The sequence below is a fragment of the Haematobacter massiliensis genome, assembly GCF_000740795.1.
Lineage (GTDB): Bacteria > Pseudomonadota > Alphaproteobacteria > Rhodobacterales > Rhodobacteraceae > Haematobacter > Haematobacter massiliensis.
Genome location: NZ_JGYG01000009.1, coordinates 137828 through 155203 on the forward strand (window position 1 = coordinate 137828; position 17376 = coordinate 155203).

General features: G+C 65.3%; 19 protein-coding genes. 11 read left to right on the forward strand and 8 right to left on the reverse strand.

Going from position 1 to position 17376, the window contains the following annotated elements:
* Nucleotides 1–51: 51 nt before the first annotated feature.
* Nucleotides 52–1632, reverse strand: a complete 1581-nt coding sequence (locus tag CN97_RS19940) for a DUF2125 domain-containing protein (protein WP_131389377.1) — start codon at nucleotides 1630–1632, stop codon at nucleotides 52–54.
* A gap of 107 nt (nucleotides 1633–1739) precedes the next feature.
* On the opposite strand from CN97_RS19940, the gene CN97_RS13770 reads away from it, so the two are divergent.
* From CN97_RS13770 to CN97_RS13780, 3 genes are read left to right on the forward strand one after another with little or no spacing between them, the layout of a single operon-like run.
* Nucleotides 1740–2495 carry an SDR family oxidoreductase gene (locus CN97_RS13770; RefSeq protein WP_035712536.1) on the forward strand — a complete coding sequence of 252 codons (756 nt, stop codon included), beginning with the start codon at nucleotides 1740–1742 and terminating at the stop codon, nucleotides 2493–2495.
* On the forward strand, nucleotides 2492–3109 hold the full coding sequence (locus CN97_RS13775) for an enoyl-CoA hydratase/isomerase family protein (RefSeq protein ID WP_035712537.1): 618 nt from the start codon (nucleotides 2492–2494) through the stop codon (nucleotides 3107–3109). The genes CN97_RS13770 and CN97_RS13775 overlap by 4 nt, the downstream gene beginning before the upstream one ends.
* The gene (locus CN97_RS13780) at nucleotides 3102–4292 is read left to right on the forward strand and encodes a TIGR03862 family flavoprotein (protein ID WP_035712539.1); all 1191 of its coding nucleotides are present in this window, start codon (nucleotides 3102–3104) and stop codon (nucleotides 4290–4292) included. The genes CN97_RS13775 and CN97_RS13780 overlap by 8 nt, the downstream gene beginning before the upstream one ends.
* Before the next feature lie 3 nt (nucleotides 4293–4295).
* Here the strand turns inward: CN97_RS13780 and CN97_RS13785 are convergent, their stop codons facing one another.
* Genes CN97_RS13785 through CN97_RS13795 form a run of 3 tightly spaced genes read right to left on the reverse strand, consistent with a single transcriptional unit; the run spans nucleotide 4296 to nucleotide 6058 of the window.
* A complete protein-coding gene (locus CN97_RS13785; protein ID WP_035712541.1) occupies nucleotides 4296–4502 on the reverse strand; it encodes a Trm112 family protein in 207 nt (68 codons plus the stop codon).
* The gene (locus CN97_RS13790) at nucleotides 4499–5125 is read right to left on the reverse strand and encodes an LON peptidase substrate-binding domain-containing protein (protein ID WP_035712684.1); all 627 of its coding nucleotides are present in this window, start codon (nucleotides 5123–5125) and stop codon (nucleotides 4499–4501) included. Before CN97_RS13790 ends, CN97_RS13785 begins: the two co-directional genes overlap by 4 nt.
* A 21-nt stretch (nucleotides 5126–5146) precedes the next feature.
* Complete coding sequence (locus tag CN97_RS13795; protein ID WP_035712543.1) at nucleotides 5147–6058, reverse strand: thioredoxin family protein; 912 nt, start codon at nucleotides 6056–6058, stop codon at nucleotides 5147–5149.
* Between the two features lie 189 nt (nucleotides 6059–6247).
* On the opposite strand from CN97_RS13795, the gene CN97_RS13800 reads away from it, so the two are divergent.
* Nucleotides 6248–6598, forward strand: coding sequence for a NirD/YgiW/YdeI family stress tolerance protein (locus tag CN97_RS13800; RefSeq protein WP_035712545.1), 351 nt, complete (start codon nucleotides 6248–6250; stop codon nucleotides 6596–6598).
* 2 nt (nucleotides 6599–6600) lie between these two features.
* On the opposite strand, the gene CN97_RS13805 is transcribed toward CN97_RS13800, so the two are convergent.
* A complete protein-coding gene (locus CN97_RS13805; RefSeq protein ID WP_035712548.1) occupies nucleotides 6601–7389 on the reverse strand; it encodes an exodeoxyribonuclease III in 789 nt (262 codons plus the stop codon).
* A 195-nt stretch (nucleotides 7390–7584) separates the two neighbouring features.
* Nucleotides 7585–8271: a response regulator transcription factor gene (locus CN97_RS13810; protein ID WP_035712558.1), complete on the reverse strand. Its 687-nt coding sequence runs from the start codon at nucleotides 8269–8271 to the stop codon at nucleotides 7585–7587.
* A 172-nt stretch (nucleotides 8272–8443) separates the two neighbouring features.
* Here CN97_RS13810 and ribA point away from each other — a divergent pair, with 172 nt between their 5' ends.
* Nucleotides 8444–9532, forward strand: coding sequence for a GTP cyclohydrolase II (gene ribA, locus CN97_RS13815; protein WP_035712561.1), 1089 nt, complete (start codon nucleotides 8444–8446; stop codon nucleotides 9530–9532).
* A 50-nt stretch (nucleotides 9533–9582) separates the two neighbouring features.
* Entirely contained in the window at nucleotides 9583–10077 is a 495-nt protein-coding gene (locus CN97_RS13820) for a L,D-transpeptidase family protein (protein WP_051911264.1), read from the forward strand.
* Here the strand turns inward: CN97_RS13820 and CN97_RS13825 are convergent.
* Both CN97_RS13825 and CN97_RS19945 read right to left on the reverse strand, forming a co-directional pair.
* Nucleotides 10026–10682 (reverse strand): YggS family pyridoxal phosphate-dependent enzyme, encoded by a 657-nt coding sequence (locus tag CN97_RS13825; protein WP_035712566.1) that lies wholly within the window; start codon nucleotides 10680–10682, stop codon nucleotides 10026–10028. The genes CN97_RS13820 and CN97_RS13825 overlap by 52 nt on opposite strands.
* A gap of 124 nt (nucleotides 10683–10806) precedes the next feature.
* A complete protein-coding gene (locus tag CN97_RS19945) occupies nucleotides 10807–11820 on the reverse strand; it encodes a porin (RefSeq protein WP_051911256.1) in 1014 nt (337 codons plus the stop codon).
* A 251-nt stretch (nucleotides 11821–12071) separates the two neighbouring features.
* On the opposite strand from CN97_RS19945, the gene CN97_RS13835 reads away from it, so the two are divergent.
* From CN97_RS13835 to CN97_RS19950, 5 genes are all read left to right on the forward strand, one after another.
* Entirely contained in the window at nucleotides 12072–12581 is a 510-nt protein-coding gene (locus CN97_RS13835) for a DUF3576 domain-containing protein (protein WP_035712569.1), read from the forward strand.
* Between the two features lie 110 nt (nucleotides 12582–12691).
* A complete protein-coding gene (gene leuS, locus CN97_RS13840) occupies nucleotides 12692–15229 on the forward strand; it encodes a leucine--tRNA ligase (protein WP_035712571.1) in 2538 nt (845 codons plus the stop codon).
* A complete protein-coding gene (locus CN97_RS13845; RefSeq protein ID WP_035712573.1) occupies nucleotides 15216–15707 on the forward strand; it encodes a hypothetical protein in 492 nt (163 codons plus the stop codon). The genes leuS and CN97_RS13845 overlap by 14 nt, the downstream gene beginning before the upstream one ends.
* Nucleotides 15704–16729, forward strand: coding sequence for a DNA polymerase III subunit delta (holA, locus tag CN97_RS13850; protein ID WP_035712574.1), 1026 nt, complete (start codon nucleotides 15704–15706; stop codon nucleotides 16727–16729). Before CN97_RS13845 ends, holA begins: the two co-directional genes overlap by 4 nt.
* Before the next feature lie 98 nt (nucleotides 16730–16827).
* Complete coding sequence (locus CN97_RS19950) at nucleotides 16828–17373, forward strand: acyloxyacyl hydrolase (RefSeq protein WP_051911257.1); 546 nt, start codon at nucleotides 16828–16830, stop codon at nucleotides 17371–17373.
* The last annotated feature ends 3 nt before the right edge of the window (nucleotides 17374–17376 follow it).

Sequence of the window (17376 nt, forward strand, 5' to 3'; positions counted from 1 at the left end):
CCTCCATTACCATTCCGAGGTAGGCCACCCCCGGCGTAAGGGCAAGCGCGCTCAGGGCAGCATGCCCTTGCCATTGGCGCGGATCGAGCCGCTCTGGGTAAGTTCAATACGTGTCGTCAGCGTGCCAGGCTCTGGCCCGGGGCGGGAAAATCCCTGCAGCATCATCTTGGCGACCATCGCTTGCTGCGGGGCGAGCAGGCCAAGCTGCACGAGCCTGTCCACCGCCTGATCGCTGCCACGGATCGTCAGGTCCACCCCGCCAACGGGTTTAGGCAGGCCGTCCCAGGTCGTCAGGTCGGTGTTGTCGATGGTAAAGGCGCCACGCCCCTTTACCCCCGCGCCGATGGCGGAAATGTCCAGATCGTCGATGTTCACCGTCTCGAACTGATAGGGCGCCTCGCCCATGGCCGAGGGGTCGGACGGGTCGGCCAGCCACCGCATCGCGCCGGAGAGGGCGAGCGAGATCAGCGCCGGGTCGCGCGGCAGGATTCCGGTGGGATCGACCTGCTGCCACAGAAGGTCATCGGCGCGTACCCCCTCCAGCCTGCTCATGAAGCGGAAAGGCTCCGCGGTCTCCGCGATCCGCGCAGGGAAGGCCGCGTCGAAATTTGCACGATCCGCAGTGAGCGACATCGGGGGCGCTTCCGGCCCGCCGCTGACGCTCAGCCGTCCGGCCTCCGTCTCTCCCTTGTAGGCGACCTGCCCCTGGGTGAGGGCGTAATCCGCGCTGCCGCGTTCGGCCGTCGCCTCCACGATCCGCAGCTCCCCCTCGGGGTCGGTTTCGGTGAGGGTCAGGCTTACCGGTCCGTGACTTAGCGTTCCGCTGGCGGAAAGGCGGATCAGGTCTGCAAAGGTCGCGCCACCGGCGATCACGGGCAGCGCCCCGGTGGACAGGGTTTCGACCGACTGGGCGGAAAGCACCATCTGGTAGCTGCCGCCGGGGCCATCGGTCATCGCCTCCTCCCCCTCCGGCCCGCTCTGGGAGAGGGTGAGGCCCGCGGCCTCCACCTGCGTGCGGGTATCGACCTTGCGGTCCGCGTCCGCAGCCCCCGTGAAGCGGTAGGTGCCGGTGACACCGCTCGCCGTCATCTGAAGGGCGAGCGATCCGTCCACGGTTTCGCCGGTCTCCATCTCCTTCAGCGTGGCGGTAAGGGTCGGCATGGTCATCTGATAGGTGACATCCTCCGGCTCGCCCGTCGCGTGGAGGGCGAGGCCGGGATGGCTGATGAGGAGCGTCATCCGTGTCGGCACGGCCTCCTCCTCCTCTCCGTCGGCGAGCGCTTCGGGATCGGGAGGCAGGGTGCTCTCCACCACCAGGGGATATTCCGGGCTGAACGTCACATCGACGGCGCCGCCCGCTCCGGTCAGTGCGACCTGCGGGATGGTGCCGCTGATCCGGTCGGAGCCGTGCATCGCGCTGAAGGCCACATCCGTAAGCGTGAGCGTGCCGCCGGCGTCCGCCGCGTTTCCGGCCGAGAGTTCCTGCCCCGCGGCGCTCGCCTGTGCCTGCCAGTCCTGCCATAGCCCTGAGGGCGTCAGATCGGCCCGTGCGGCGAGCGTGGTTGCCATGAGGATCGCCGCCGCGCTAAGCACGGGGCGGGCGAGCTGCGGCATGAACTTCCGATACGGCATCGTCGAACCCTTCGCGTCTGGAGGCCGGGGGCCACCATCTGGTGCGCCGGAAGGCAGGTCAAGCCCTTCGCCCGATCCCGGACGCGTGCTGACGGAGAGGTGACAGGATGGCGGAACTAGAGGGGCGGATCGCGCTGATAACCGGTGCAGGGCGTGGCATCGGCGCGGCGACGGCACGGCTTTTCGTGGCCGAGGGTGCGCGCGTGGGGCTGGTCGGCCGAAATGCGGCGCAGCTTGTCGAGCTGGCAGCGGAACTTGGGCCAAACGCCCATGCATTGCCCTGCGATGTCGCGGAATTCGGGCAGGTGAGCGCCGCGGTGGATCGGCTGGCCGCGGTGTTTGGCGCCCCCGATATTCTCATCAACAATGCAGGTGTCGTCGATCCTATCGCCCCCTTGGCGGACAGCGATCCGGCAGACTGGGCGGCCTCCGTCACCATCAACCTGACCGGCGTCTATAACGGCATGCGGGCGGTTCTGCCGGAAATGCTGGCGCGGGGCGCGGGCACCATTCTCACTGTCTCCTCCGGCGCGGCGCATAATCCGCTGGAAGGATGGAGCGCCTACTGCTCCGGCAAGGCGGGCGCGGCGATGCTGACGCGGGCCTGCGATCTGGAGAACCGCCAGAAGGGTATCCGCGTCATGGGCCTGTCGCCCGGGACAGTGCGGACGGAGATGCAGGTCCGCATCCGGGCCTCCGGCATCAACCGGGTCAGTCAGCTCGACCCCTCCGTCCATGTGCCGCCGGAATGGCCTGCACGGGCGCTTCTATGGATGTGCGGACCAGAGGCGCACGTCCACCTCGGGGAGGAGCTCGCGCTCCGCGACGAGGGTCTCCGCGCTCGGCTGGGTCTGACGGGATGATCTCCCTGACGGAAACGCCGGAAGGGGCGTGGCTCGTCACGCTCAACCGCCCGGAGAAGGCGAATGCGCTGACCCGGGCCATGCTTGTACGGCTGGTGGAAATCATGGTGGAGGCCCGCCGGGCGGAGGCCCGCGCTGTGATCCTGACGGGCAACGGCAAGGTGTTTTCCGCGGGCGCCGATCTCGACGAGGCGCGGGCGGGGCTTGCGACCGACCCGATCTGGGTGGAGCTTTCCGCCGCCGTGGCAGGGGTGCAGGGGCTGACCATCGCCGCGCTGAACGGCACCCTCGCAGGGGGCGCACATGGCATGGTGCTGGCTTGCGACCTGCGGATCGCGGTGCCGCAGGCCACTTTCTTCTATCCGGCCATCCGTTTGGGCTTCGTTCCGCCTGCACCGGATCCGGGGCGCCTGGCGGCGCTCGTCGGCCCGTCGCGGGCACGGATGATCTTCCTCGCCGGTCAGCGGATCGGCGCGGAGGAGGCGCTGCGCTGGGGACTGGTCGACCGGCTCGTTCCGGGCGAGGCGCTCATCGAAACGGCGCTCGACCTTTCCGCCGCCGCGCTCGCCGCGCAGGAGGGGGTGACGGCGGGGATCAAGGCACTCCTTGTCTGAGCGCGCGGAGCCCGTCGATGCGCTGGTGATCGGCGCGGGGCCAGCCGGCCTGATGGCGGCGGAGGTTCTGGCCGAAGCCGGCCACCGCGTCGTGGTGGCGGAGGGCAAGCCCTCACCCGCGCGCAAGCTGCTGATGGCGGGGAAATCCGGGCTGAACCTGACCAGGAACGAACCGCTCGACGCGTTTCTTGCCCATTACGGCGGAGCGGAGGCCGAGTTGCGCCCGATGCTCGCCGCTTTCGGGCCGGAGCAGGTCATGCACTGGGCGGAGGGGCTGGGCCAGGGGGTATTCACCGGCAGCACGGGGCGGGTCTTTCCGGAGGCGATGAAGGCCTCGCCGCTGCTGCGCGCCTGGCTTCTGCGGCTCGGACAGGCGGGCGTGGAGATACGCACCCGGTGGCGCTGGACAGGCTGGGAGGAGGGGGCGGTCGCCTTCGACACGCCCGCGGGACGGCGGCTGATCGCCTCTCCGGCGACCGTGCTGGCGCTCGGGGGGGCAAGCTGGGCTCGGCTTGGCTCGGACGGCACATGGGCGGCACAGCTGGCGGCGCAGGGGGTGCCGCTTGCGCCCTTCCGGCCAGCGAATGTCGGATTGATCGTCCCCTGGTCCCCGATGATGGAGCGCCATCACGGCGCGCCGCTTAAAGGGATAGCCCTCTCGGCAGGCGCGCTTCGCAGCCGGGGGGAGGTGGTGATTTCCGCGCGCGGGCTGGAAGGCGGTGGCCTCTACTCCGTGGTTGCGGCAGTCCGGGACGGAGCGCCCCTGCTGATGGACCTGCTCCCCGACATCACGCAAGCGCAGGTGGCGGAACGCCTTGGCGCAGCGCGGAAGGGAGAGAGCCTTGCCAATCGCTTGCGGAAGGCGTTCCGGCTCTCCCCCGCAGCCATCGCGCTGATCCAGGAATTCGGCCGGCCGCTGCCGGCGGATCCCTTGGCGCTCGCGGGACTGCTGAAGCATCTGCCGATCCGGCACGACGGCCTCCGCCCGCTGGACGAGGCGATATCCACGGCGGGCGGCGTGCGCTGGGACGGGGTGGATGCGGATCTCATGCTCCACGCCCTGCCCGGAACCTATGTCGCGGGAGAAATGCTCGACTGGGAGGCACCTACCGGGGGCTACCTCCTCACCGCCTGTTTCGCTACCGGTCGCCATGCGGGGCACGCCGCGGCGCGCCGGCTTTGAGCCTCACAGGCAGCGCGCTTCGCTCACCAGCATTATCGGAATGCCGCTGCGGATCGGGAATGCCAGCTTTGCCGCGCGCGAGACCAGTTCCTGCCGCTCGGCATCGTAGGACAGCGCCTGATGGGTGACAGGACAGACAAGCGATTCCAGCATCCGACGGTCGAACAACGGAGCATCCGGCGTCTCGACGGGGGCAAGGTCGGTGGTCATTGCATGATCTCCTCTTTCGATCCGCCGTGCAGCCCGTATTCGAGCAGGGTCGTCAGCACTTCGCGCCGTTCGGTAAGGGTCGGCGCTTCCAGAAGTGCCTGCCGGTCTTCCACCTCGAGCGGCAGAAGTTGCGAGAGGGCGTTGATAAGCATCTCGTCTTCCGCCTCCTTCAGGCTGCCCCAGTCGGTGGACAGGCTGTGCGATTCCATGAAGCGGTGGAGCAGGTCCAGAAACTCCTCCCGGTCAAGGGACGGATCCGTTTCGGCATGTCCGATATCACGGGGGTAATCAGACCAATCCACCCGTGCACGCAGATAGGGAGTGAAGCCCGGTACCTCTTCCAGCAGGCGGAACCGGGCGATACCCGTCAGGGTGATGAGATAGCGCCCGTCCTCCGTCTCCGAGAAGGAGGAGATCCGCCCTGCGCAGCCGATGGCGAACACGCCATCCTCCTGCGGCTGGATCATGCCGATCAGCCGCTGACGGGTCCGCAGGCAATCCTCCATCATCGCGAGGTAGCGCGGCTCGAAGATATGCAGCGGCAGCTTCGACCGGGGCAGGAGAAGTGCCCCGGGCAGCGGAAAGAGCGGCAGGGTATCGGGGAGGTCGGCTTCCTTGATCATCGCCATGGCGGGCACCGCCCGTCAGGAGAAGATCATGGAGCTGAGACGGCGCCGCCCCTTCAGCACGATCGGATCTTGCGGTTTCAACGCATCGAAGATGGTGAAGAGCTGCGCCTTCGCGGCACCGTCGTTCCATTCCCGGTCACGGCGGAACAGGTCGAGAAGCTCGTTGACCCCGCCCTCGACATCGCCGCTGGCGTGAAGGGCCTGCGCCAGATCGAACCGTGCCTGAAGATCGGCCGGATCGGCCTCAACGCGTGCCCGGAGCTCCGCCACGGGGCCTGCTTTCGCGGCCTGACGGGCAAGCTCGATCTGCGCGCGGGCGGCGTCGATCTCCGGGGCCGTGGCAAGCTCAGGCGGGAGAGTGTCGAGAAGGGCGGCTGCCTCGTCGACCTGTCCAAGCGCGAGCCGCGCCCGTACAAGTCCACCAAGGGCAGCGGCGCTGGCCGGGTCTTCGCCCAGAATGGCCGCGAAGGTTTCTGCAGCATCCTCCGCCGCGCCCTCCGCCAGCATCTGCTCCGCAGCGGTGATTGCCTCACCCAGGCCGCCGTCACCGGCCAGCGCAGCGACGCGTTCCACGAAAGCGCTCACTTCGGAATTGGGCAGGGCGCCCTGAAAGCCGTCAACCGGCTGGCCCTGCCAGAAGGCATAGACCGTGGGGATCGACTGAATCCTGAGCTGGGACGAGATCATCTGGGCCTCGTCAACGTTCAGCTTCACCATTCGGACGCGCCCGCCGGCAGCCGTAACCGCCGCCTCCAATGCCGGGCCAAGCTGGCGGCAGGGGCCGCACCACGGTGCCCAGAAGTCCACGATCACCGGTATATCGCGACTCGCCTCCACCACGTCGGCCATGAAGGTCGCTTCGGTCGTGTCCTTGATCAGCCCGGCGTCTGCCTGCGGTGCTGCGCTCTTTTCGCTCAGTCCCAGCATGGATGTGCCCCCTTGGAAAATTGCTGCTCCCTATATGAGGTGACCGGTCCGAAACACCAAGAGCGAAAGCGAGGCGCGATATCTTTGCCGCAACTTATGCGCGCTCGCCGGGAACCGTTACAAACCCTTTGCGGTTTCAGGGTTATCTAGGTGACAACCGTCAAGCGATTCCGAGAAAGGTCTCTCGTCATGAAGATGCAGCAGATGCCCCTCGCCTTCGTGGTTCTTGCTGGCGCCGCAGCGGCTCCGGCTCTGGCGCAGTATATGGGGTCGTCCGGGCGAAACACGATCTCCTCCGTCGCGGAGGTGCGATCCGCTGGAGAAGCATCCCGTGTCAGCCTGAATGGCGCGCTCGTTGCCCATCATGCGGAGGATGTCTTCATCTTCCGCGATGCTTCGGGCGATATTCCGGTACGGATCGACACCGCGCTCTGGCACGGTGCGGCCCTTGACCCCGGAACGGAGGTGCGCCTGACGGGTGCCACCGCCGGGCGCGGGGAGCGCCGCCGGGTAGAGGTCAATGCCTTCGACCTGCGATAGAACTACAGGTCGAAAGTAGCGAAAACCGGCGCGTGGTCGGAGGGTTGCTGCCAGCCGCGTGCCGCCCGCAACACCCGGCTTTCGTGGCCCGCTGAAACGATATCCGGCGTGGCCCAGATGTGATCCAGGCGGCGCCCCTTGTCTGCCGCGTCCCAATCCGGGGAACGATAGGACCACCAGCTGTAAAGCCGGCCGTCCGGTATGTCCTGCCGGGTGACATCCACCCAGCGCCCTGACTCCCGCACCTGCTCCAGATGCTCGACCTCAACGGGCGTATGGCTGACGATGCGCATCATTTGCTTGTGGTTCCAGACATCGTCTTCACGCGGTGCGATATTCAGGTCACCGACCAGAATGGCCTTGTGCGGACGTTCGACCTGAAAGAATCGCGTCATGTCGGTCAGGAAGTCGAGCTTCTGGCCGAATTTCACATTTGCCTCGCGGTCGGGAATGTCGCCGCCGGCGGGAACGTAGAAGTTGTGGATCGTCACGCCGTTCTCAAGCTCTGCCGCAACATGGCGGGCATGGCCCAGCGTGGCAAAGTCGCGGTCGCCTGCATCGCGGAGCGGCAGTTTCGACAGGATTGCGACACCGTTGTAGCCCTTCTGGCCCCGGGCAACCATGTGGGTATAGCCGAGGGCACGAAACTGCTCGACCGGTATTTTCTCAACAGGGGATTTGCATTCCTGCAGACACAGGATGTCAGGCGCTTCCTCTGCCAGCAAGCGCTGAACGAGTCCTTCGCGAAGACGAACGGAATTGATGTTCCAGGTGGCGATGGTGAAGGTCATGGGCGTCTCCGGCTGGCGGCGGGACCATGCCAACCGGGCGCGGGAAGGGCAAGGGAGCGGCATAAAAAAGGGCCCGGCGCAGGGCCGGGCCTTTGAGGTGCCAACAGGGAGTTTCCGTATCCTGACCCCGATACGGGAGGGCTTCGCGGACCTAATGCGCCGGGGGACACATTGGTTCCGCCAAGTTCTGCGAAATCAGGCCACCAGCCGATATCCGCCCGACTCGGTGACCAGAAGGCGCGCATTGGAGGGATCAGGCTCGATCTTCTGGCGGAGGCGGTAGATATGCGTCTCGAGCGTATGGGTGGTGACACCCGCATTGTACCCCCAGACCTCATGCAGCAGCACGTCGCGCGGCACCACGCCCTCGGAAGCGCGGTAGAGGAACTTCAGGATGTTCGTCTCCTTCTCCGTCAGGCGGATCTTCCGCTCCCGCTCGTCGATGAGCATCTTCATCGAGGGTTTGAACGTATACGGGCCAAGCTGGAACACCGCGTCCTCTGACTGTTCATGCTGGCGGAGCTGTGCGCGGATGCGTGCGAGCAGGACTGGAAACTTGAACGGCTTCGTGACGTAATCGTTCGCGCCCGCGTCCAGCCCCAGAATGGTGTCGCTGTCGCTGTCATGGCCGGTCAGCATGAGAACCGGGCACTTCACCCCCTGCTTACGCATCCGGCGGCAGAGTTCGCGGCCGTCGGTATCCGGCAGACCCACGTCGAGGATCACCAGATCGAAAATGCCGCCCTTGACCTTTTCCATCGCGTCCTGACCGTTCTCGGCTTCGAACACGTCGAAATCCTCGGTCATGACGAGCTGTTCGGAGAGCGCTTCGCGGAGATCATCGTCATCGTCGACGAGCAGGATTTTCTTAAGGTTCGGCACGGCTCTCTCCTCTCGGTATCGTGTGCAGGGGACATTGGCATCCCGTCGCTGTCCGGCAAGGGAAGCGGGCGAATTGCTACAAAGACTCACGCCGACGTGTCGCGGGACGGGGAAATGTTTCAATTTCCTGCAGCAGCGCCTAGATGGAGGATGTCTTGAAAGGGGCAGGTTCATGAGTCTCATTCCCGGTATCGTCGAGCGGATCGCGCGGGCGCGTGCGGACCTTCGGATGGGTCTGCCTGTCGTCCTGATGACCGATACGGAAGGTGCGCTGGCGCTGGCCGTGGAAACTCTGGATGAGGAAAGGCTTCGCGATCTGCGCGCGATTGGACGCCCCGTTCTCGCGATCACCGGCTGGCGGGCGGAGACGCTGAAGGCGCGGGCCTATGACAATGATCTTGCCCGTATCACCGTGCCCGGTGATGTGGACGCCCGCTGGCTCCGGTCCGTGGCTGACCCCGCGGATGATCTGCGTGTCCCTATGAAGGGGCCTCTGCTGGCAGAGCGGGCGGGCGGGGCGGAGTTGCATCGCGTGGCGCTTCAGCTTGCCAAATCCGCGCAGTTGCTGCCCTCCGCCGTGCTGGTGCCGCTTGATCATCCCGCAACTTTTGCAGCGGAGAATGACCTGACAATTCTCTCTGCCACGCTCGCGGCAGAGGAGCTTCGGCGCGCTGTACCTCTGCTGCCGATCGTGTCGGCACGCGTGCCGATGGCAGCAGCGGAAGCGGGGCGCCTGCATGTCTTTCGGCCGGAGGATGGCGGAGAGGAACATTACGCCGTCGAAATAGGACACCCGCCACGGGCGGAGCCGGTTCTCGCACGCTTGCATTCCGCGTGTTTCACGGGGGATGTGCTGGGCAGTCTGAAATGCGATTGCGGCCCGCAGCTTCACGCCGCGCTGGAGCGGATGGGAGAGGAGGGGGCGGGCGTGCTCCTTTACCTCAATCAGGAGGGTCGGGGGATCGGCCTCGCCAACAAGATGCGCGCCTATTCGCTTCAGGATCAGGGATTCGACACGGTGGAAGCCAACCACAGATTGGGCTTTGAGGATGACGAACGCGACTTCCGCATCGGCGCTGCCCTGCTGAGACGGCTTGGATTTTCGGAGGTTCGGCTGCTGACCAACAACCCCGCGAAGGTACGGATGATGGAGGCCAACGGCATCCGCGTTGTCGATCGTGTGCCGCTGAAAGTCGGCAGGACCGCATTCAATGAGGGCTATCTCGCCACCAAGGCGCGGAAGTCGGGCCATCTGCTTTGACGGGCGATCTTGTCCTGACGCCAACCGGCTTGCGCTATGGGCGCCGGTTGATGCCCTGTACCATCGGGCGTGGCGGTATCGTGGCCGACAAGCGCGAAGGCGACGGGGGAACCCCGGTCGGGCGGCATGAGATCGTCGCCATGCTCTACCGACCCGACAGGATCGACCGGCGGCAGCTCCCTCGCTGGGCCGTGCCGATCCGCCCGGGCGATCTGTGGTCGGATGATGTGGCGGACCCGGACTACAATCAGCTCGTCGCGGCACCGCATGGCTGGAGTCATGAGAGCCTCCGCCGGCCTGATCCGCTCTACGATCTCGTCTTGGTTACCGACTGGAACTGGCCCGATGCCGTTCCGGGCCGGGGTTCTGCGATTTTTCTTCATTCCTGGCGGCGGCCGGGCGCGCCGACGGCGGGTTGCATCGGATTGTCGCGCCACAACCTGTTGTGGCTGGCCAGGCGCCTGAAGCCCCGGACAGCGCTGCGGGTGCCAGATCAGCCCTGGGGGCTGCGGGCGCCGAAGAGAGCGGAGCCGACCCGCACATAGGTGGCGCCGAGGGCGATCGCGGTCTCGAAATCGTCACTCATGCCCATGGAAAGCTCCGGAAGGCCATTCCGGGCGGCGATCTTTGCCAGAAGTGCAAAGTGAAGCGCGGGCTCCTCCTCAACCGGCGGTATGCACATCAGCCCGACGACGGGCAGGTCCAGTTTCCGGCAGTCGGCGACAAAGGCATCCGCCTCGGCGGGCAGGCAGCCGGCCTTCTGCGATTCCTCCCCGGTGTTGACCTGAATGAACAGCCGGGGCGATTGGCCACGCTTTTGTGCGAGGTCGGCAAGCACATGGGCGAGCTTGGGGCGGTCGAGCGAGTGGATCGCCTCGAACAGCTCCACGGCCTGCTTTGCCTTGTTTGTCTGCAACGGGCCGATCAGGTGAACCTCGGTCTCGGGAAAACGGCTGCGGAAATCCGGCCATTTGGTCGCAGCCTCCTGCACCTTGTTCTCTCCAAACAGGCGCTGGCCTTCCTCCAGAACAGCTTCAACCCGCGCGTTCGGCTGAACCTTCGATACCGCTATGAGGTGGACCGACCCCGGTGCGCGGCCGGCCTCTGCTTCGGCCCTGGCTATACGGTTCCTGATATCGATAAGCGGCATCGCGGGTTCCTTCCTTTGCGGTGAAAGGATCACAGAGGCACAGGAATGAACAGATCCCACCATCGGCCATACCAAATGAAAAGAGCGGGCCGAGGCCCGCTCTCTCCGTCGATGGATAGTCGGATCAGAACTTGAACACGACGCCGAAGTCGGCGACGGTTTCGTCCTGCGCGATGATCGAGCCGGACTGGTTGTCCTGGATGTAGGCACCATCCGGACGGTCCATCTTCATCACGCCGCCTTTGAGGGTAGCGCCACCGCCGAGGTTGTAGGCCGCGCCGAGACCGTAGTATTTCGCGTCGCCCGTCGTATCGAGGCTCAGCTCACGGTAGAACGCGGTGACCGTCGTCGGGCCCATCGTGTAGTCGAAGGACACGCCGTACTGGTCAAACTTCTGGAACTCGGACGGAGCGACCAGGAAGCCGGTGTCGATGTCGATGTCGTTGCCAGCGTAGTTGTAGGCTTTACCTTTGCCGTAGAAGCCTTTCAGAGCCGCATCGCCGAAGGCGGCGTCAGCGCTGACGATCCACTGGTATTCACGCTCGTAGTTTTCAGCCTTGCGGGATTCGTAGCCGCCAGCGATGCCGAAATCACCGAAGTCGTAGGTGGCGCCGACCGAGTATTGCTCGAAGCGCGGGGTGTCTTTGTCGGTGTTGCCATGCATGCCGCCGGCAGTGCCGTCGCTCATACCAGCGTAGAACCCGAAGTCACCGAAGCTGTAGGAGTACAGCAGGTAGGGGTCCTGATTGTTGGTCGTGTTCAGGTATTCGGTTTCGTACCATTCCATGATGGAGTTGGCGTTCGAGTAACCGATCCCGGAGAGATCGCCCACGGCGTTCTCAAGAGCGCCATCGACGTCGCCCATGGCGATCTTGCCGAATTCGCCCGAGATGAAGATGTTGCCGTTGGCGCCGACGGCACCGCCGGTCGAGTTGTCGGCACGGATGGAGCCGCCGAAGGTCAGACCGCCGTCCGTTTCACCGGCCATGGTGAAGATGGCGCGGATACGGCTGTTGAAGTTGGCGTTCTCACCATCGTAGACGATACCCATGCGGCCGTCGCCGGTGACCGCAACTTCGGCAGCGGCGACACCAGCGGTCATCACCAGCGCGGTCGTCGCGAACAGGATCTTTTTCATCGTTTTCCCTCGTGGTTCAAGGTGCAGCCCAATCCAGGGAAATCCGAACTGGGAATGAGACTGTATTTCCCGCCCGGACCCCATATTGCAAGCGAGCCGCGTACTCTGCCTGACAAGGGATGATGCATGGTGCAGCTTTGCCACACCGGGTTTTCCGCTCCCCGGCAATGCAAAAGGCTTAGGGACTTGTCCGCTTCGGGACCGTCGGATAGACAACGGAGAAGGCAGACTGCGCAGAACGGATCGGATGGATGGCCCTTGGCACTCTCTCGCAAGTCACCCTGGGCGGAAGCCGGGCGGCTGTCGGACTTCTCTGTGGCGCGCTGCTCCTTGCGGGTTGCGCCAATAACACTACCGATCAGAACATCCCGGTCGGTTCGCTGGAAAAGGAGCTTGCCGCAGGGCGGGCCGAGGGCGGCACGATCTGGGATCTGTTTTCAGAGCGGGACAACCCGAACACCACCGTCAACGTCAACAAGTATATCTGGAACGCAGCGCTGGACGTGCTGAACTTCCTGCCGATCCAGACGGTCGATCCGTTCGGCGGGGTGATCGTGACGGGTTATGGCACCCCGCCCGGCGGCGGCCGCGCCTATCGCGCCACGGTCTATGTCCGCGATCCTGCGCTTGACGCCCGGTCGCTGAAGGTTTCGCTCCAGACCCAGGGCGGCCGCGCGGTGAGCGCGGAGACGGTGCGCCAGGTGGAGGATGCGATCCTGACGCGCGCCCGGCAGCTCCGCATTCAGGACGGCCGCCTCTGACGTCCGGTCGGCGGATTCGGTCTCGGGCAGGCTGCGGGCGAATGGCCTAGACCTCGGCGGCGTGGCCGGTGTATTCCGGCCCGGATCCCGAGCCGCCTGAGGAAGCCCATATGTCCCGCTACGATCCCTCCACCAGCGAAGCGAAATGGCAAGCCGCCTGGGCGGAAGCGGATGTGTTTACCGCCAGACACGATCCCGCCCGGCCAAAATATTACGTGCTGGAGATGTTCCCCTATCCCTCGGGGCGCATCCACATGGGGCATGTGCGCAACTACACCATGGGCGACGTGGTGGCGCGCTACAAAAGTTCCTCCGGCTTCTCTGTGCTGCATCCCATGGGATGGGACGCGTTCGGCATGCCAGCGGAGAATGCGGCGATGGAGCGGGGCGGCCATCCGAAGGAATGGACCTATTCCAACATCGCCGACATGAAGGCGCAGATGAAGCCGCTCGGCCTCTCCATCGACTGGAGCCGGGAATTCGCCACTTGTGATCCTGAGTATTACGGCCAGCAGCAGGCGCTGTTCCTCGACATGCTGGAAGCGGGGCTGGTCTACCGCAAGTCCGCGCAGGTCAACTGGGACCCGGTGGATATGACCGTGCTCGCCAACGAGCAGGTCATCGACGGTCGCGGCTGGCGCTCCGGCGCGTTGGTGGAGCGGCGGGAGCTGACGCAGTGGTTCTTCCGCATCTCCGATTTCGCGGGCGAGCTGTCGCAGGCGCTGGACGGGCTTGAGAAGTGGCCGGAAAAGGTCCGGCTGATGCAGCGGAACTGGATCGGCGAATCGAAGGGGCTGCGGTTCGCCTTCTCCACCGTCGATGCGCCGGAGGGGCACGACCGGATCGAGGTCTACACCACCCGGCCCGATACGCTGATGGGGGCGAGCTTTGCCGCCATCTCGCCGGATCACCCGCTCGCCAAGGCGCTTGAACGGCATGACCCTGACGTTGCCGCCTTCGTGGAGGACTGCCGTCGGACCGGCACATCCGAGGAGGCGCTGGAGAAGGCCGAGAAGAAGGGCTTCGACACCGGCATCCGTGTGCGGCATCCCTTCGATACATCCTGGGAACTGCCAGTCTATATCGCGAACTTCGTGCTGATGGACTACGGCAGCGGAGCGATCTTCGGCTGCCCTGCCCATGATGCGCGCGATTTCGAATTCGCCACCAAATACGGGCTGCCGATCGAGCCGGTGTTCGAGCCGCTGGACGCTGCCGCCGAACTGCCCTTCGTGCCGCCGAAGTCAGAGCCTGTCCGCTACATCCGTGGTTTCTCGGGCGATGAGGTGCAGACCGGGGAAGCCGCCGTCGCTGCCGCCGTGGCCTTCTGCGAATCGAACGGGGTGGGGCAGGGCGTCACCAACTATCGCCTGCGCGACTGGGGCCTGTCGCGGCAGCGCTACTGGGGCTGTCCGATCCCGGTGGTGCATTGTGCCGCCTGCGGTGTCGTGCCGGAGCGGAAGGAAAACCTGCCTGTCCGGCTTCCCGATGATGTCACCTTCGACCAGCCGGGCAACCCGCTCGACCGGCATCCCACCTGGCGGGACGTCTCCTGTCCCTCCTGCGGAAGCCCGGCGAGGCGCGAGACGGACACGATGGATACCTTCGTCGATTCGTCCTGGTACTACGCCCGCTTCACCGCGCCTCACGCTCCTACGCCGACCGACAAGGCCGAAGCCGATTACTGGATGAATGTGGACCAGTATATCGGCGGTATCGAGCACGCGATCCTGCACCTGCTCTATTCGCGGTTCTTCGCGCGGGCGATGAACATTACCGGCCATCTGCCGGCGAAGGCGGCGGAGCCGTTCGACGCGCTGTTCACTCAAGGCATGGTCACCCACGAAATCTACATGACCCGCGATGAGCGGGATCGCCCGGTCTATCACCTGCCCGAAGAGGTGGAGAACGGCCGCGTGAAGACCACGGGCGAGGCGGTGCACATCATCCCCTCCGCCAAGATGTCGAAATCCAAGAAGAACGTCGTCGATCCGCTGAGCATCATCGCGGAATTCGGCGCGGATACCGCGCGATGGTTCATCCTGTCCGACAGTCCGCCCGAGCGGGATGTGGAATGGACGGCAGCAGGGGCGGAAGCCGCCTTCAAGCACCTGTCGCGGGTCTGGCGTCTGGCTGTGGAAACGGCCTCGTCGGAGGCAGCACCCACGGCGGAGGATGAAGCGCTGATTCGCGCCACCCATCGTGCGATAGACGAGGTGACGCGGACGATCGACGGTTTCGCCTTCAACAAGGCGGTGGCCAAGCTCTACGAACTGACCAACACCCTGGCCCGCTCCACCGCGGGGGCGGAGACGAAGCGGCAGACGATGCGCGTGATGGCGCAACTCATGTCGCCCATGGTTCCGCATCTGGCGGAAGAGGTCTGGACGCTGCTCGACGGGGAAGGGATGGTCGTCTCCGCCCCCTGGCCCAAGGCCGATCCCGCCCTGCTGGTAGAGGACAGCATGACCCTGCCCATCCAGATCAACGGCAAACGGCGGAGCGAGATCACTGTGCCCAGGGATATGCCGCAGAGCGAAGTGGAAAAGCTCGTTCTCTCCGATGAGACGGTGGTGAAGGTGCTGGGGGGCGCCGCGCCCAAGAAGCTGATCGTGGTGCCGGGGCGGATCGTCAATGTGGTCGCCTGACCGCCGTTCCTTCCTGCTGGCCGCTCTGATCCCGCTGGCGGGTTGTGGTTTCACGCCTGCCTATGGGACAAATGGCCGGGCAAATGCGCTGCGGGGCGCGGTGCGGGTGGATGATCCGACCGACCCGGAAACCTACGCCTTCCTTGCCCGGGTGGAAGAGGTGCTGGGGCCGCCGGATTCGCCGCGCTATGCCCTCTCCTATCGGATCCGCACGAAGGAATGGGGGGTGAGCATCTCTCGGGACAACCTGACGAGCCGCTACCAGCTTTTCGGCGAAGTGGCCTACGCGGTGAAGGATCTCACAACGGGACAGCAGGTGCATAGCGGCACGGGGTCCAACTTCGTGGGCTATTCGGGTCTTGGCTCTGCGGTGTCCAGTCGCGCGGCAAAGGTGGATGGCGAGAAGCGACTGATGCGGCAGCTTGCCGATCAGGTGACGGAGCAGCTCATCGCCACCTACGGGAACTGGAAGGCGTGAAGCTCTCCGCCCGCGATGCGGCGCGGTTTCTCGCCCGGCCTGATCCAGCAGTGCCGGGCGTGCTGATCTACGGGACGGATCCGATGCGGGTCGCACTCCGCCGCAAGGAGATGATCGCCACCCTCATCGGCCCGGAGGGCGAGGCGGAGATGCGCCTGACCCGCATTCCCGGCGGCGATCTTCGCAAGGATCCTGCGCAGGCAGGCGATGCGATGCGGGCGCAGGGCTTTTTCCCGGGTCCCCGCGTCGTGTTGGTGGAGGAAGCGGCGGATACTGTCGCCCCGGCCATTTCCGCGGCGCTTCAGGACTGGCGACAGGGGGATGGGCAGCTTGTGGTGACGGCAGGTGCGCTCACACCCCGTTCCGCTCTCCGCAAGCTGTTTGAGAGCCATCCGAAAGCCCCTGCCATCGCACTCTATGATGATCCTCCCAGCCGGGAGGAGATCGAGGCCACGCTGTCGCGGGAGGGTTTGGGCGCCGTCTCCTCTGATGCGATGGGGGAACTTCTGGCGTTGGGACGGGATCTGGAGCCGGGCGACTTTCGGCAGCTGGTGGAAAAGCTGGCGCTCTACCATCTGGGCGATGCCGCGCCCGTCAGCCCCGCCGATGTCGCCGCCGTGGCACCCGTGACGATGGAGGCGGAGACCGACGACCTGCTTCATGCCGTCGCCGAGTCGCGGACCGGTGAAATCGGCCCCCTCCTGCAGCGGCTGGAGGGGCAGGGCGTGAACCCGGTGACGCTCTGCATCGCGGCCACCCGGCATTTCCGCGCGCTCCATGCCGCCGCGTCCGATCCGGGCGGTCCCGCCTCCGGCATTTCCCGCGCCCGCCCGCCTGTGCCGTTCCGCAGCCGCGAGCGGATGCAGCGACAGGTGCAGGCCTGGGGTCAGCGCCGGCTGGAGGAAGCAATCCGTCTCCTGGTCGATACAGATCTTACCCTTCGGTCCTCGCAACGCGCACCTGTCATGGCGGTGATGGAGCGTGCATTTCTGCGTCTGTCGGAAATGAATCGCCGCCGCTGACTGTGACCGGCTCGCCCTAACGGGCGATTTCTCACGCCCGCGTGATGGACAATGAGAAGCGGCACGCTAAACCCTAAGGGTGACCTTGGGAGTGCAACATGGCCGTAGCAACAGATGGAAACTCAACGAACGGCCTGCTTGGCGCGCCGCTGACGTTTTTGGCAGTGGCCGCAACGGCGGGGTTCCTGTGCGCTACGCCCGCCACCGCGCAGTCTCTGACCTTCGCCGCTGGCTCGACCGCAGAAGGCGATGCGGTTTTCCGCCTGGGTTATGTCCATCCGTGGCCCGGCAGCTATCTGGAGAGATGGGGCTTCGAGCGGCTGGTAGAGGTGACCGTCGCCAACTGGCAGACCGGCCCGGGAGACAACTCCGTCCAGCTCATCACGTTGGCGCCGGTGTGGCATCGGCCGATCTGGGGCGATCTCGGCTTGGAAGTGATGATCGGCCTTGGCTTCTTCAGCGACCAGCAGGTCGGCAAGCATGACATGGGATCACAGGGCCACTTTCAGACGGGCTTCGGCTTTTCCTATCCGGTCGGGCCGGGATATCTGACGGCGGACGTGCGGCATTACTCGAACGCCGGGCTGGCCAAGCCGAATCCCGGCATCGAGGTCTATACGATCGGTTACTACTACCGGTTTTGACCC